We start from the raw sequence: 14087 nt of genomic DNA, 5'->3' as shown, positions 1-14087 counted from the left end.
ATCGGGAGGGATTACCCGGACTGTCGGTACATACTGGTCAGTCCAACTCGACCGGCGGAACCGAGCGATCGCCGGTCGACCAGCGGTCATCCACGTACCGCCTCGACTTCCGGCGTAGAATCAACGACAGGCTTTATAGACTCCTACTGACTGGATTATCGTATGACGATTCGAGTCACCGTCTGGAACGAGAACGTCCATGAGCAAGAGGAACCCGCCGTCGCTGAGCGCTACCCGAACGGTATTCACGGTACCATCGCCGACCACCTCGAAGCCGCCGGGTACGACGTTTACACGGCGACGCTCGACGACCCCGATCACGGCCTCGACGACGAGACACTAGCCGACACGGACGTCCTCGTGTGGTGGTCACACTGTGCAAATGACTCTGTTCGCGACATCGTCGCGAACAGAGTCGTCGACAGGGTTCACGAGGGAATGGGGTTCATCCCGCTCCACTCCGGGAAGAACTCGAAGCCGTTCAAACGCCTCATGGGGACGACGTGCAACATCAAGTACCGGCACGGCGGCGAGCGAGAGCGAGTGTGGGTCGTCGATCCCGGCCATCCTATCGCTGACGGACTCGACGAGCAGTTTGTGATCCCGGCGACCGAGACGTACGGCGAACCGTACGACGTGCCCGAGCCGGACCGTACCGTGTTCGTCTCCTGGTTCGAGGGTGGCGAAGTGTTCCGATCGGGGCTCTGTTACCGTCGCGGACGTGGACGTATCTTTGCGTTCCGTCCAGGCCACGAGGAGTATCCTATCTTCCATCAGGCGGCGGTTCAACGAGTAATCGAAAACGCGGTCGAGTGGGCGTCACCGACTGAAGGAGCGTCGATCGGATGGGGAGAGACGGACCCACTTGAGTCGACCGGCGAGTGAACGGCGGTTGCTGGACACCGGGCGATACGGAGGCTTCGTTATCGTCTCGTCTGCAACGACCGACGTACTGAAACGGGCCCGCGAGGGTGCTCACTCGCCGACGACAGGATTCGAGAGCGTCCCTATCCCCTCAATTTCGGCCTCACAGATCTGCCCCGGCTCGAGCAGGTCGGGGGGATCGCGGAAGATTCCGACGCCGCCCGGCGTGCCGGTCGAAACGACGTTGCCGGGACGGAGCGTCATGTTCCGACTGATGTACGATATCAGTTCCTGCACGTCGAAGATGAACTGTTGTGTGTTCGATGCTTGCTTCGTGTCGCCGTCAACCCGCAACGTCACGTCGACGTCGTTCGGGTCGTATTCCTTGCTAGCGACTAGTGTCGGACCCATCGGCGAAAAGGTATCGTAGCTCTTCCCCCTGAAGAACTGACCGTCGGAGAACTGTGCATCCCTGCCACTCACGTCGTTGAGAACAGTGTAGCCGGCGATATAGTCGTCCACTTCGTCCTCCTCAAGGTTCTTCGCTGTACGCCCGATGATGACCGCGAGTTCGACCTCGTAGTCAACCTGCTCGTTCTCGGGGTGAACGATCGGACTGCCAGGATTCGTGACGGTCGTCGGCGCTTTCGAGAAGAGGAGTGGTTCGTCCGGAATCTCCTCATTCTGTTCCTCGGCGTGATCGCGATAGTTCAGCCCGGCACAGATTATCTTTCCCGGCTTAGGAATCGGAGCCAGCAGGTTCACTTCGGCCGCGTTGACCTGCGAGAGTGACCCGTTTTGGACCCGTGTCCGTAATTGTTCGAGATACCGTTGATTGGTGAGTTGCTGATACGAGGGTTCTCCCTCCGGTAGATCGGCGAGCACGTGAATTGTAGAGTCCATTTTGGCGCCCATCGCGGAACCAAAACCGTCGGTGTATCGAACGAATTGCATCGTACGAGTAGGGAGGGCACTGCATCTTAAGTGTTCAGGTAACGAGTTCTCGCGTCTCCCAAAGAGATGGTTGCCAGACATTGTTAGATTGTCTGATATCTTGGATGGTCGCCTATGCAGACGGGGTATATTTATCACGGGACTCACTCAACATTGGAGTATGGATTCGAAACGGTCTCGTCTTTCGCTCGCGGTTTCTGAACAGTCAATCCTCGAAGCGTGTGGCGAGACGCCACTTCCTGAAATGGGACTCATCGAACAGACGTGGGAGACAGATTCGATTCCCCCTGATGCCATCGCTGACCACGCATCGCAGGCGTTCAGCTCGCTTCCGCTGGAAGACGTGCCACCCGGCGGCGAAGTCGCACTCGGGGTCGGAAGCCGGGGTATCGGAAACCTCTCAAGTATCGTCGCTGGAGTGGTCGCCGAATCTAAGGATCGCGGCTATGAACCGTTTGTATTCCCGGCGATGGGGAGTCACGGAGGGGCGACCGCGGAAGGTCAGCGCGAGATGTTGGCGGAACTCGGCGTCACGGAGAACGAGATCGGCTGTGAAATTCGGTCTAACATGGAGGTCACCCAAGTCGGTCGTACCGCCGAGCGAGGTGTACCGGTCGTCGCCGACGCGAACGCAGTCGCGGCTGACGCCATCGTCCCGATAAACCGTATCAAACCTCACACGGATTTCGATGGTACGGTCGAGAGCGGCCTCTCGAAGATGCTCGTTATCGGAATGGGCAAACAGCGCGGGGCGAAAATCGCCCACGATTGGGCGGTCGACTGGTCGCTCCGCGACATGGTCCCAGAAATCACCGACCGACTACTCGCCGATCTGCCAGTCGTCGGTGGCATCGCGATTCTGGAGGATCAACGCGACGAGACGACACTCATCGAAGGTATTCCGCCCGAGGAATTCCTCGACCGTGAGGCGGAGCTCCTCGAAACAGCCTACGAGATTATGCCAAAGGTTCCGTTCAGAGAACTCGATGTGCTGGTGCTCGACCGCCAGGGAAAGGACATTAGCGGACAGGGTATGGACACGAACGTTATCGGTCGCCGACCGTTCGCGATACAGGAACCGGAGCCGGAGACGCCGAACATCAAACGCATCTACACTCGCCGGCTCACCGAAGTGACGCACGGGAATGCAATGGGCGCGGGCTCTGCCGACTTCATCCATCAGAATCTCCTCGCCGAGGTGGACATGCCGACGACACTCATCAACGCGTTAACGGCGAGTACCACGAGGGGTGTCCGCCTCCCGCCAGCGGTCGAAACAGACCGTGCAGGCCTCGTCGCGGCACTCTCGACTATCGGTATCGTCGATCCGTCGACCGTCCGCGTCCTCCGTGCAGCGGACACAATGCACTTACAGTACCTGTATGCCTCGCGGGCGCTGGTCGAGGAGGCACGGAACCGTGACGACCTCCGCGTCCTCGAGGAACCGTCCCCGATCCACTTCGATTCCGGCGACTTCGCGCAACCGTCTCCGCACGAAAATTCCGTCTTCAACGAGTCGCAACGGGATTAATCCCCCGTCAGTTCGCTCCTTTTTCTATCCTCACTACGCTTCATCGCTCACACGTCAAAAAGTTGTCACCAATCGATCGTCGGATTGGCCTATCAGATCTGAAGGTCGTCGACGGTGACGCGACGTTGTTCGTCCCAGGCTTGGTGGCTGGCTTCAGTGAGTTGGACTCCCTTCGCTCCGGCACGAAAGTCCCAGGGGAAAGGTTCGTCCGCGACGACGTGACGGATGAACTTCACCCACTGCTGTTTGAATGCGTTTTCGAACTCCTGGTTATCGGGCACCGTCTCCCAATCCTCGGTGAAGTCATGTTCGGTGGGCGTATCGGGGTTCCACACCGGTTTCGGCGTGTTGGCGTGATGCTGCGTTTTGCATTCCCGAAGTCCAGCAACGGCGCTCCCCTTCGTTCCATCGACCTGGACCTCGAGCAAGTCGTCACGATTGACGCGGACCGTCCACGACGAATTGAGTTGCGCGACAATGTCGCCTTCTAGTTCCATGATCGCGTAAGCAGCGTCATCGGCTGTCGCTTCGTACTCCTCGCCCTGTTCGTCTACGCGGCGGGGGATGTGGGTTTTCCCGAGGCAACTGACCGACTCGACCCGGCCAAATAGGTTCTCTAGAACGTAGCTCCAGTGAGAGAACATATCGTCGATGATCCCGCCGCCGTCCTCCGCCCGGTAGTTCCAGGACGGCCGCTGCGCCGGTTGTCCGTGACCGGTGAACACCCAGTACCCGAACTCGATACGGACCGAGAGTATCTCCCCGAAGAATCCCTGATCGATCAGCCGGCCAAGTTTCATCAGTCCAGGGAGCCAAAGTTTGTCCTGAACGATTCCGTGTTTGACGTCGCTCCGTTCTGCGACGCGCGCAACTTCTATGGCCGTATCGAGGTCAGAAGCAAGTGGTTTCTCGCAATACACATCTTTCCCGGCCTCGATCGCCTTCAGGACGGCGTCGGGTCGTCTCGGCGTCACTTGTGAGTCAAAGTATATCTCGTCATCCCCGTCCAGACACGATTCGAGGTTTGGGTCGGCGGTCCACCGGTCAACGCCATATTCATCGCTCAACGCTCGCAACTTGCGTTCGTTCCGCCCGACGAGCAATGGATTCGGCATTACTCGTTCTCCGGAGGGAAGTTCGACACCCCCTTCTTCCCGTAGTGCTAGAATCGAACGGATGAGGTGTTGGTTCGTTCCCATTCGGCCCGTTACGCCGTTCATGATGATGCCAATCTCTTGCATAGACGTATTGCGTCGGTATAGGGTGTACTTTCGAAATATAAGAGGGTTGTGGTCAGCGGATTGAACCATAACTGTTGTTCGGACTGGCAATGAACTTGGACAGAGTTCACATTACTGGTACCTCGGAGTCTTGTGTTCTCACCATCCAACGAGGTCCGCAACGGCGAGCGATCGGAGCTCGTTACGGGCTCATGGAAACCGTTCATTCCCGGCAAATTTATCTGAAACCACCATGCTCATATAGTTTGAATGATGGTTTTGATTATGGGTGTGAAAATTGGTTACGTCGGCGTCGATCACCACCATCGCGATCCGTATTTCGCCGTCGCAAGCGGACTCGACATCGATATCACTGCAGTCTGTGAGCCGGGTAAGCGGGTCGACCTTGGAAGTCTTGCAGCGATGGACGAACGACCGGACGAGATAACTACCGAAGGCCAGGAGGTCGCGGACCTCGTGGCGGGGGCAACGGTGTATGAAGACCCTCATCATCTGATCGCCGACGGGGACATCGACGTAGTTTGGATCACATACCGAAATGACAAGACGCCGTCGATCGTCGAGACTGCCGTCGACAACGGTGTTCATGTCATCAGCGAGAAGCCGATCGGACGGACCGCGGCTGATTTGGAGGCGGTAGCAACGCGAGCGAACGAAGTGGGTGTCACCGTCTCACCAACGACGTTCTACCGGAAAAACCCAGTCGCGATGGAACTCCGTGATAAAGTCCGTGCTGGCTTTTTCGGCGACATTTGGACCGTTCAGGGCCGCTTCAATGCCAGCCAGCTCTCCTATCGAAACACCGACCACTACATCTACGACCGGGCAACGAGCCGTGGCGGCTCCCTCCAATGGATTGGGCCACACTGGGTCGACATGATGCCGTGGATACTGGACGATTCGATAGCGAGGGTAAACGCTCGGTTCCATGACGCAGCTGAGACCGACGTTGAGGCTGGAGCTGTCCTCCAATTCGAGACCAAGAAAGGGACCCTCGGAACGTACCATACGGGCTATTACCTGAGTGAACGGGGCAAGGACACACATCTGGGTCTCTACGGGACCGAAGCGCAGGCCCGAACACCCATTCACCACGACTCCCTTCAACACGAACCGACAGTTCCGCTCGAACTCACTGCCAAGTACTCCGATTGGTCGGGCGCTCCACGGCGAACTATCGAGTACGAATTCACGTACGACCGGTTCCCGGCTTGGGGTGACTACGTGCAAGATTACTTCGAAGCCTACTTCGAAGGCTACGAGACCGGAGACGTCCCGGCGACCGTCGACGACGCAGTCCAATTGCTTCGGGTTCTCGATGCGGCGTACGAATCCGGCAACAGCAGAGAGTGGGTCGAAGTATCGGAGTGAGTTTAGCAGTTTCGTCTCCCTCGTTTGAATTCGCTGAAGCAAGTTGACTATCGACAACAAGTAGCGGAGCGATATTCGATCGACGGCGTACATGACGTGTATCGGTAACTACGGAATCTCCGGGGCCGTCAGACCACTAGTCACGTTTTGCGACGGCTCACCTTTCAGTCGCTGCATAATCTTCGTCGCTCTCCAGATTTCACACGTCGTTGGATCATAAGCGAAAGTGGAATCGGCCGAGGAGGCGCTGTCGATGAAGTAGATGTTGTCTACACTACGTTAGGCCGAGCAGGGCGGAGTAGTTCACAATCTCTACGGAATTGGGGACTTATGTCCTGAGATCAGCTTCGGAAGTGTATTTTGGTCTATAAGTTCAATAGAGTAGACAAGAGAATACGCGTCAGAAATTGGCAGCAGTGTTCGAGGATACGTTCCATCCAACAGTGACTTTTCAATCCGTCGGGAAACAACGAAGTTTCTCAGGCAGCGTCAAGGTCGTAGCCCCATTCCCGGAGTATCTCGGCAACGAGTTCAGGGTTGCGTTGAGCGACGACCATTGCGGCCTCACGGTAATCTGACTTATAGACATCTTCGCCCAGAATCTCTTCGAGCGTATCTTGTAGATCGTCTTCGGCCTCGGTGATCTCTTCTCGAATAAAATACGGAACTTGTTTTCGCCCTTCGTTCACCTTGTCGCGACGGAGTTTATACGGGATCGATTCCATCGTCGGCCGTTGAAAGTCCGTCTCAGACGTGGTGACGGGCTCCGGACTTGCGTCAGTTGTTTCGGCAGGAGATGATTCCATCGGCGCCTCATCGTCTCTCTGGGATTCTTCCATCTCCTGTTCGGCAGTTTGCTCACCATCGTCTTCTGATTCATCAAGCCCAGCGTCTCGTGAGCCAGATTTAAGTCCCATTATGCTGTCACCTCACGAGGCTCAAGCCCTGTTTCCTGCTCAAGGTGACGTGCGAGCTCATCGAATTGGTCAAGCGTTTCAAGTTCATAGTCTCGTTGTCGGTCGCGATATTTCTCAATATACGTATACGGACTACACTGCTTCCTCCAGCAGCCTTCCATCATTGAACCTCGTTCACCAATGATCACGGGCACTGGGAATCCACTCTCTCGAAGTTCACCGAGGATTTCTCGTTGGTCGCGTGTGTCCTTGTATCCGATTGGAACCACAGAGAGGACGCCGACATCAACGTTGATGCTCTGTTCAAGTCCCTCGACGAGATCATCTAGTCCTTCAATCGATTCCTGGCCTTTCGCGGTCGCCTCGAACGGGATAACAACATTCCTGACGGCAACAAGTGCGTTATAAAGTATTGGCCCAGCTTTTCCAGCAGTATCAACGATCACAACGTCGTATTCATCACGGACGTTCGCCTCACGGAGAACCCGATGGAGCTGATGATACATACTATAGGACTCACCGAAGTTCTCAGCCTGATTCTTCTCGTTAAGGAGGAACTCGTGGAGATCCTCTAGCATATTATGCGATGGGATGAGATCGATGCCGTGTTCAACCTCAAGCGTGAGGTCGTGGAAATCACCCGTCGGCCGACCGACGAGGTGGCGGACAAGATTATCAATGCCTGAATCGCCACGGTCGTACTCAGGGCCGAAGAGATACGTGAGGCTTCCATTCTGTGTGTCCATATCAATGGTGAGGACGTCATGACCTGCACGCGCATGACTGACCGCGAGTGTCGCTGCCGTCGTCGTTTTTCCGACCCCACCAGCCTCAGAAACCGGTGTATAGGTGAGCATTATGAGTAATAGCTGAGGGCCATGAATATAAAACTAAGTCAGACATTATAGCGACAGCATCCAGTTATGCAATATAGCTATATTCAACACCTATACCGATGGCTTATAATCTACAGCCATAGTCAAAAGCTATAACCCAACCACCCCTATAGCCCATAGTCACAACCCTATACTATAGCTATAGTATATAACTATATCTTATAGCTATAGCTAAAAGACAGTAGCAATCACTCCGATTCGCAACCACGTCAAGAGTAGCGATGATCACTCATCGTTGGCAACTCAACCAAAGTATCGGATCGCACCAATAGTGCTATCCTGGCAATCGAGATAAATCGAACCAATAGGCGTAGATTATAGCTATAGCATGTAGCTATAGCCATCAACTATAATCTATAACCATAATAGATATAGATGGAATGACTAACGGATACGTCTTGGGAGTTGTGCGAGCTAACCGTTTGGCCAGGTTTCCCACGAGAACCCTGATCAAGACCATCTACAGCCGAAACTGGCTGGTAACTCGAGGGAGATCCGCGAGGCGATTTACGGAGATTGTCCTCCTCCCACCCTTCAGGGGTGGGCTTCCACTAGCACCGCCTGTCAAATAGGATCGTTAGTATTATATGCTAACTAAAGCCGATAGAGAGTGAGTCTCCATGAACAAATACGCCGTCACCCGTGAACTTAGGAGCTTAAGATACGATCAATCGTTTTGAAGATCGGATACAATATTTTGCTTCGTTTTAGGCTCTTCAAACACGGTATCGAGAACCATATCAGAGTCGCGTAAGAGTGAGTGTTCTCGGTAGCTTCCTTCGCTCTTTCCACCGCCAGTATGGCGGTTTTCTGTAACGTCGCTAAACGCCCATTCCTTCAGCAGCTCCAGCACTCGTTGATGACTGAGCGGATCCACACCCTCACTCTTACAAACGTCCTCGTACACGCGATAGATCTCGCCTGTGCTAAATGCTTGCTTCAGGGACGACTTCTGTAGGTACGCGAGCGCAAACAGGACATATTTCGAGTGTGGAGTCGATCCCCGAATTAACTCCTGGAATCGCGACATCGCTGCATACTCCTGTGCCGCATCAACGTGTTCCTCCGTGACACTCGCATCTCCATTTCGAGCAGCCAGTTTTCCTGCACTTGAGAGGATTTCGATTGCTTTCCGCGCATCACCGTGTTCACGCGCGGCAAACGCTGCAACACGAGGGATAACACCATCTTCGAGAACACCCGGCTGGAATGCATCTTGCCGTTTATTCAGTATTTCCCGAATTTGTCTCGCATCATACGGATGGAATACGAGCTCGTCGTCTTGAAAGCTGGACTTCACTCGCTCGTCGAGATTCTCATAGTACTCGATTTTGTTGCTGATTGCTATGACACCAATATAGCAATCGGTTTTACCACTTTCTTCGGCTCTGGAGAGTTTGAACAAGATTTCATCATCACCGAGTTTGTCAATCTCGTCGATGATGGCGATGAGGACATCTGCGTCCTCGAGGAGCGTATAGAGATAGTCCATGTACTCGCTGGCCCCAATCCCTTTATCTGGAATATCTAGCGAGTGAGGAGACTGATATTCAGCTTGTTGGGAAAGAGATCGAGAAACGCGAGTGATTGTGTTTGCCTGATCGCAGTCAATATAAGCGGAGATAAGAGAGACATCGTTAGTTTGTGCGATTGCTCGGACACGGCCAGTGACGTGCCGAGAGACGAGTGATTTACCCGAGCCTGTTTTCCCGTAGACAATCGCATTTCCAGGTGGACCACCGAAAACGCCCGGTTGGAGCAATTCTTCTATATCCTTGATTTCCGCGTCACGACCAACGATGCGGTCGCTGTCGGGGACATGTCCAATTCGGAGCAGCTTGCGACGCGCAAAGATAGCGTCATTTCGCTGGGTAAGTGGATCGTCAGCGAGATCGTCGGGATCCGGCGTGGGTATAGGATCGTTTGGCACGTTAATATAAGCCTTCTTGAAGGAGCACCTTAGTTCTACCGCCCCCCGTTTTCAGTGAAAAGCATAGAACAAGCATGGAGAGCATTTAATTACGGCTATCCTTGGTTTAGCGGTGACGGGAGACACCCCTCGCTTTCAATGAAAGCGTATGAATGAAGCCCTGCTCCAACCATGGTCGAGAGATTCATTATAAAGGAGCTTGTATAGCGTAATCGTCAGACACGACGTTTTCAGTGAAAAACACACATACTGTGGCCGAATTTCTCTCCTAATATTACTCGCTAAAATTGCCCTTACCCATAACTATTTATTTGTATTTCTAGCCTAGTTAGTGTAGTAGTCAAAGTAAAGTGGTTGTTCTGTTTTCACTGAAAACGAGGGGTGTGGCTAGTCGAACATTTCTATTATCACCAAAGTAGGAATTGATACCCGTTTTCACTGAAAACGAGGGGTGTGTGCGTATGTTGAATGGGTCCCACAGGCACCGTGAAAGCGATGACGATATCGTCTGGAATGGCTTCGATTGCCGCCCAACACTTGGGAACGACGATGAACTCAGTATCGGGGAAGCTCGCTTCGAGGTCTCGAATCGTGCGAACGTACGACCGTACTTCCGCAGCATCGTGAGCGTCGCCGATGACGCCAACCGCGGGTTCGTACTCGCAGACACGGTCGACATATCGGTCGAGATCTGGATCCCGGAAATCGTTGTCGAGGATACCGACAGGGATTTCGAGATTGATGAATTGCGATTGTTGGTACGAACAGTCTTCGCGAAATTCGGGGGGAAAAGCCGAGGGTCAACGCATCAAGAGCGAACGGCACGCGATGGAGGAACGCCACGTACACCGCTTGGCGAGCGTCGGCGTACATTTTTGTAGTCCTGTCGCTGGTCGCCGCTGAGAGTCGTGAATCGACACAGGAGGTCACCTGCGAGACGCAATCGTCTCGCAGCTCTTCTGGGGGCGATAAAACCTAGGCCAGTGCGTCGGAACCAATACCAGCCATGCTCCGTGACAGACTGTCGGTGGATACAACCGTTCTTGGAGAAAAGCCGTGTGATAGTCTTCAGGGCTGTGACCGTTTTGTCCCGTGTGTCGAGGGTTGCTCCTGTGTCGACACCGAGCGGCCGAGGGATTTCTCTCATGAATCGGGAACTGTGTGCTACGCTTTTGTTCATACAAACAATAATTGCAGAAGATTTATGCAAAATTGCGTCTATTTTTCGGATAGATTGAACTAGATATAGGATATTCCATGCAGTCGAGATACTGTAGTGGGTCGGAGCCGGGTTTTGGCTAACAGACAAGCAGTTTTATTGTCTTTGCCAACTGATTTATTCGTATATGTCTGACGAATACCGTATCGTCCAGGTGGATGCTATTAATCCGGAACCCTCTTCAGGGTCAGGAACCTTACATGTAAACCTGGTAGAAGAACTTGACTGTACGAAAATGCGTCCGAAGGTGTGGTATCTCTCACCGGGAGATGCGATGAGCTTTCACCGCCAGACCAAACAGGAGGAGTTTTATTATGTCCTTGATGGACCTGGCCGCATCAAGATTGGCACTGAGGAAGAGATTCACGATGTCACGACGGGCACGGCCATCTGTATACCTCCTGAGACACCCCGACAGATTCTCAACGATACCGATACCGACCATGTCTGGCTGGTTGTCGGAGCACCACCAACTGTAGATGATGGTCGCCCCGCATTCGACGACTTGGAGGAGTAGCTAATCATTGTCATGTAAGATATATAGTGATAGTTAGCCAATAGGTATCTTCGCAAATAATGTCGTTGCGTCGAGGGAGTTCTAATAGCTATAACCGATATTTCATTATGCTAAGTGGTTATCCAATATAGTAGTGAGACGGCTTCCGAAACATTCCGAGCAAATATCTACAGAAAATCAAGGCGAGTGCCTCGGGACGTGACCCCGAGACGGTTCAAATGGAGCCAGCGGGTCTCATCTCTTGACCTACTAGCATAACTCACCAACTGCGTCGGCAGCTTCGTCTAGTGCACGGCGTTCGAACGTCGAAAGTTCCCACTCGATGATGTCCTCAACGCCGTCGGTCGAGAGGCGGACAGGGACAGAGAGTGACAGATTCTGATAGCCGTACTCGCCATCGAGGAGAACTGAACAACAGACAGGGTCTGATGGACCGTCTTCAAGGATGGACGCGACTAGCGAGGCGACACCGCGGCTAGTCACCCAGCGAGATGTTTCTTTGGGGCCTCGGAGGTGGATGACATCGTAGGGGACGTCTTTCACAGCTTCGGTGATCTGCTTACGTTCGTCGACAGAGAGCGAAATTTGTTCCCCGTCTACAGTCGCCCGGGAGAAGACTGGAACAAGGTGTTCGCCATGTTCGCCCATCGTCGGACAGGAAATCACGGCGGGTGGGACGTCGAGACACCGTGCGAGCTGGTCGGCAAGTCGCGCTGTTTCCGACAGCGAGTAACCGATGCAGTAGCGCCGATCCCAGTCTAACGCGCGAGCAAGCCGGTAGTTGATTGGGTCAAGTGGGTTCGTTACCGTCACGACCGGACGAGGTTCGACCTGTCCCAGCCACGAGGCAATCTGCTCTATCAGTTCACTGTTGCGCTTGAGGAAAGTACGTCGACCGCCACGTTTTGCACTATCGTCGGGGCGCGGGACACTTGCTGCCATGACGATGCAGCCGGCGTCTTCGAGGGCCCCAGCGCCTGGTTCGATAGTCCGCACTTGACCGCCGCCGCTTGGAAAGTCCTTCCCGGCGGGGTGTGCAGCATGTCCGAGTGCTGTGCGCATATCGATAGTGTGGCCCGCCGCAACGTCGCCGGCAACATCAACGAGTGTCACATCAACGTTTGGTTTGAGGAGCGAGAGCGTGTAGGCTGTCGTAGCACCGACGGTTCCAGCACCGCCAATGATGGCTACGTTCATGTGGCATGCTATCTCGCATCGATAGTAATATTGTCGACTAACCCCTGAATCATCGATAGTAATATTGTCGACTAACCCCTGAATCCGCCGGTGCATCAGATTTTATAATAAGCAAATTCGCCGATGACATCCTCCGTGCCCTGAAGGGCGAGGGTTTCTCCTCGAATCTCCGTAAATGTGGCCGTTCTCACTGTCGACATTGGCCGCTCGAATGCCGCCACCGAAACTGCTGCGTTACTAACCTTCTTGTCCTCGGTCTGCATGAGATGTAATGTGTCACCAACTATCACTCGCATCGAGAGCACAGAGTTCAGCTATCCAGTTGAGAATGTCGGTTACAGCGACGGTGGATTCAGCCTCGTTTACGAACCTGAGGGAGAAATCGAGCGGAAACTGTTCGGACTGCGGATTCGCACCGACGAGGGGATTACCGGCGAATACGTCGGCGGCAACTCGCCGGCGTTCGCCCAAATACACATGTTCGCGAACCATCTAATCGGAAAGAATCCACTCCACCGCGAACGCCACTGGAGCGAAGTGAAACGAGCGCTCCGGAAGTACGACCGAATGGGGATGGGTCCAATCGACATCGCGCTCTGGGACTTCGCCGGGAAGTACTATGACGCGCCCATCCACGAACTCCTCGGCACCTACCGCGAGCGGCTACCGACGTACGCCTCGACCTATCAGGGCGATGATAACGGCGGACTCGACTCCCCCGAGGCATACGCCGACTTTGCCGAGGAGTGTCTGGAAATGGGGTATCCGGGATTCAAGATCCACGACTGGGGCGGCGAGTGGCTGGACACGGAGAAGACGGTCGCAACCGTCCACGCGGTGGGCGAGCGCGTGGGCGACGAGATGGATCTCATGATAGACCCCGCCTGCGAGCTCGAGACATGGGGTGATGCACTGAAGGTGGGCAAGGCATGCGACGAACAGGAGTTCTTCTGGTACGAGGATCCGTTCCGCGACGCGGGTATCAGCCAGCACGCCCACCGAAAACTCGCCGAGAAACTCCACACGCCCATTCTGCAGACCGAACACATCCGGGGGTTAGAGTCACACACTGACTTCGTCGCGAACGACGCGACGGACTTCGTGCGGGCGGATCCAGAGTACGATGCCGGTATCACTGGCGCGATGAAGATAGCTCGGATTGCCGAGGGCTTCGGCCTTGACGTGGAGTTCCATGCGCCCGGACCAGCCCAGCGTCACTGTATGGCCGCCACCCGTAACGCCAACTACTACGAGATGGCACTCGTCGGGCCGAAGTGCAAGAATACGCAGCCCCCCGTCTATCTCGGCGATTACGTCGATCAGCTTGATGCTATCGATTCGGAGGGGACGATCCCCGTGCCGGACGGACCGGGTCTTGGTGTCGAGTATGACTGGGAGTACATCGAGGCGAACCGCCTCGGCGGCCGCGTCTATGAGTAGCTGACAATGC

13 protein-coding genes are annotated in these 14087 nt (G+C 54.6%); 5 read left to right on the top strand and 8 right to left on the bottom strand.

Features of this window, described 5'->3' with window-relative positions; all coding sequences use genetic code 11:
- Positions 1-162 precede the first annotated feature (162 nt).
- The gene (locus tag LIW51_RS28320; protein WP_227379360.1) at positions 163-885 is read left to right on the top strand and encodes a ThuA domain-containing protein; all 723 of its coding nucleotides are present in this window, start codon (positions 163-165) and stop codon (positions 883-885) included.
- A 90-nt stretch (positions 886-975) separates the two neighbouring features.
- Here the strand turns inward: LIW51_RS28320 and LIW51_RS28315 are convergent, their stop codons facing one another.
- Positions 976-1818, bottom strand: coding sequence for a fumarylacetoacetate hydrolase family protein (locus tag LIW51_RS28315; RefSeq protein ID WP_438267460.1), 843 nt, complete (start codon positions 1816-1818; stop codon positions 976-978).
- A gap of 160 nt (positions 1819-1978) precedes the next feature.
- Between LIW51_RS28315 and LIW51_RS28310 the strand changes: the two genes are divergently transcribed.
- On the top strand, positions 1979-3349 hold the full coding sequence (locus LIW51_RS28310; protein ID WP_227379359.1) for a nickel pincer cofactor-dependent isomerase, group 22: 1371 nt from the start codon (positions 1979-1981) through the stop codon (positions 3347-3349).
- Positions 3350-3441: 92 nt separating this feature from the next.
- Here LIW51_RS28310 and LIW51_RS28305 read toward each other — a convergent pair whose 3' ends face one another.
- Positions 3442-4590, bottom strand: a complete 1149-nt coding sequence (locus LIW51_RS28305) for a Gfo/Idh/MocA family protein (protein WP_227379358.1) — start codon at positions 4588-4590, stop codon at positions 3442-3444.
- A gap of 264 nt (positions 4591-4854) precedes the next feature.
- Here LIW51_RS28305 and LIW51_RS28300 point away from each other — a divergent pair, with 264 nt between their 5' ends.
- On the top strand, positions 4855-5961 hold the full coding sequence (locus LIW51_RS28300) for a Gfo/Idh/MocA family protein (RefSeq protein ID WP_227379357.1): 1107 nt from the start codon (positions 4855-4857) through the stop codon (positions 5959-5961).
- A gap of 479 nt (positions 5962-6440) precedes the next feature.
- Here the strand turns inward: LIW51_RS28300 and LIW51_RS28295 are convergent, their stop codons facing one another.
- From LIW51_RS28295 to LIW51_RS39530, 4 genes are all read right to left on the bottom strand, one after another.
- Complete coding sequence (locus tag LIW51_RS28295) at positions 6441-6878, bottom strand: DUF7970 domain-containing protein (protein ID WP_227379356.1); 438 nt, start codon at positions 6876-6878, stop codon at positions 6441-6443.
- Complete coding sequence (locus LIW51_RS28290; protein ID WP_227379355.1) at positions 6878-7735, bottom strand: ParA family protein; 858 nt, start codon at positions 7733-7735, stop codon at positions 6878-6880. Before LIW51_RS28290 ends, LIW51_RS28295 begins: the two co-directional genes overlap by 1 nt.
- A gap of 706 nt (positions 7736-8441) precedes the next feature.
- Positions 8442-9704, bottom strand: a complete 1263-nt coding sequence (locus LIW51_RS28285; protein ID WP_227379354.1) for a Cdc6/Cdc18 family protein — start codon at positions 9702-9704, stop codon at positions 8442-8444.
- A gap of 407 nt (positions 9705-10111) precedes the next feature.
- Positions 10112-10435, bottom strand: a complete 324-nt coding sequence (locus LIW51_RS39530; RefSeq protein WP_368411881.1) for a DUF6610 family protein — start codon at positions 10433-10435, stop codon at positions 10112-10114.
- A gap of 615 nt (positions 10436-11050) precedes the next feature.
- On the opposite strand from LIW51_RS39530, the gene LIW51_RS28275 reads away from it, so the two are divergent.
- Positions 11051-11440, top strand: a complete 390-nt coding sequence (locus LIW51_RS28275) for a cupin domain-containing protein (RefSeq protein WP_227379353.1) — start codon at positions 11051-11053, stop codon at positions 11438-11440.
- A 249-nt stretch (positions 11441-11689) separates the two neighbouring features.
- On the opposite strand, the gene LIW51_RS28270 is transcribed toward LIW51_RS28275, so the two are convergent.
- The gene (locus LIW51_RS28270) at positions 11690-12637 is read right to left on the bottom strand and encodes a malate dehydrogenase (RefSeq protein ID WP_227379352.1); all 948 of its coding nucleotides are present in this window, start codon (positions 12635-12637) and stop codon (positions 11690-11692) included.
- Positions 12638-12732: 95 nt separating this feature from the next.
- Complete coding sequence (locus LIW51_RS28265) at positions 12733-12900, bottom strand: hypothetical protein (protein WP_227379351.1); 168 nt, start codon at positions 12898-12900, stop codon at positions 12733-12735.
- A 10-nt stretch (positions 12901-12910) separates the two neighbouring features.
- Here LIW51_RS28265 and LIW51_RS28260 point away from each other — a divergent pair, with 10 nt between their 5' ends.
- Positions 12911-14077, top strand: coding sequence for an enolase C-terminal domain-like protein (locus LIW51_RS28260; protein WP_227379350.1), 1167 nt, complete (start codon positions 12911-12913; stop codon positions 14075-14077).
- The last annotated feature ends 10 nt before the right edge of the window (positions 14078-14087 follow it).

It is taken from the genome of Haladaptatus halobius (assembly GCF_020618475.1).
In the GTDB taxonomy this organism is placed as follows: Archaea; Halobacteriota; Halobacteria; order Halobacteriales; family Haladaptataceae; genus Haladaptatus; species Haladaptatus halobius.
The sequence above is the reverse complement of the archived record's forward strand: the minus strand, read 5'-3'. Positions and strand labels throughout refer to the sequence as shown.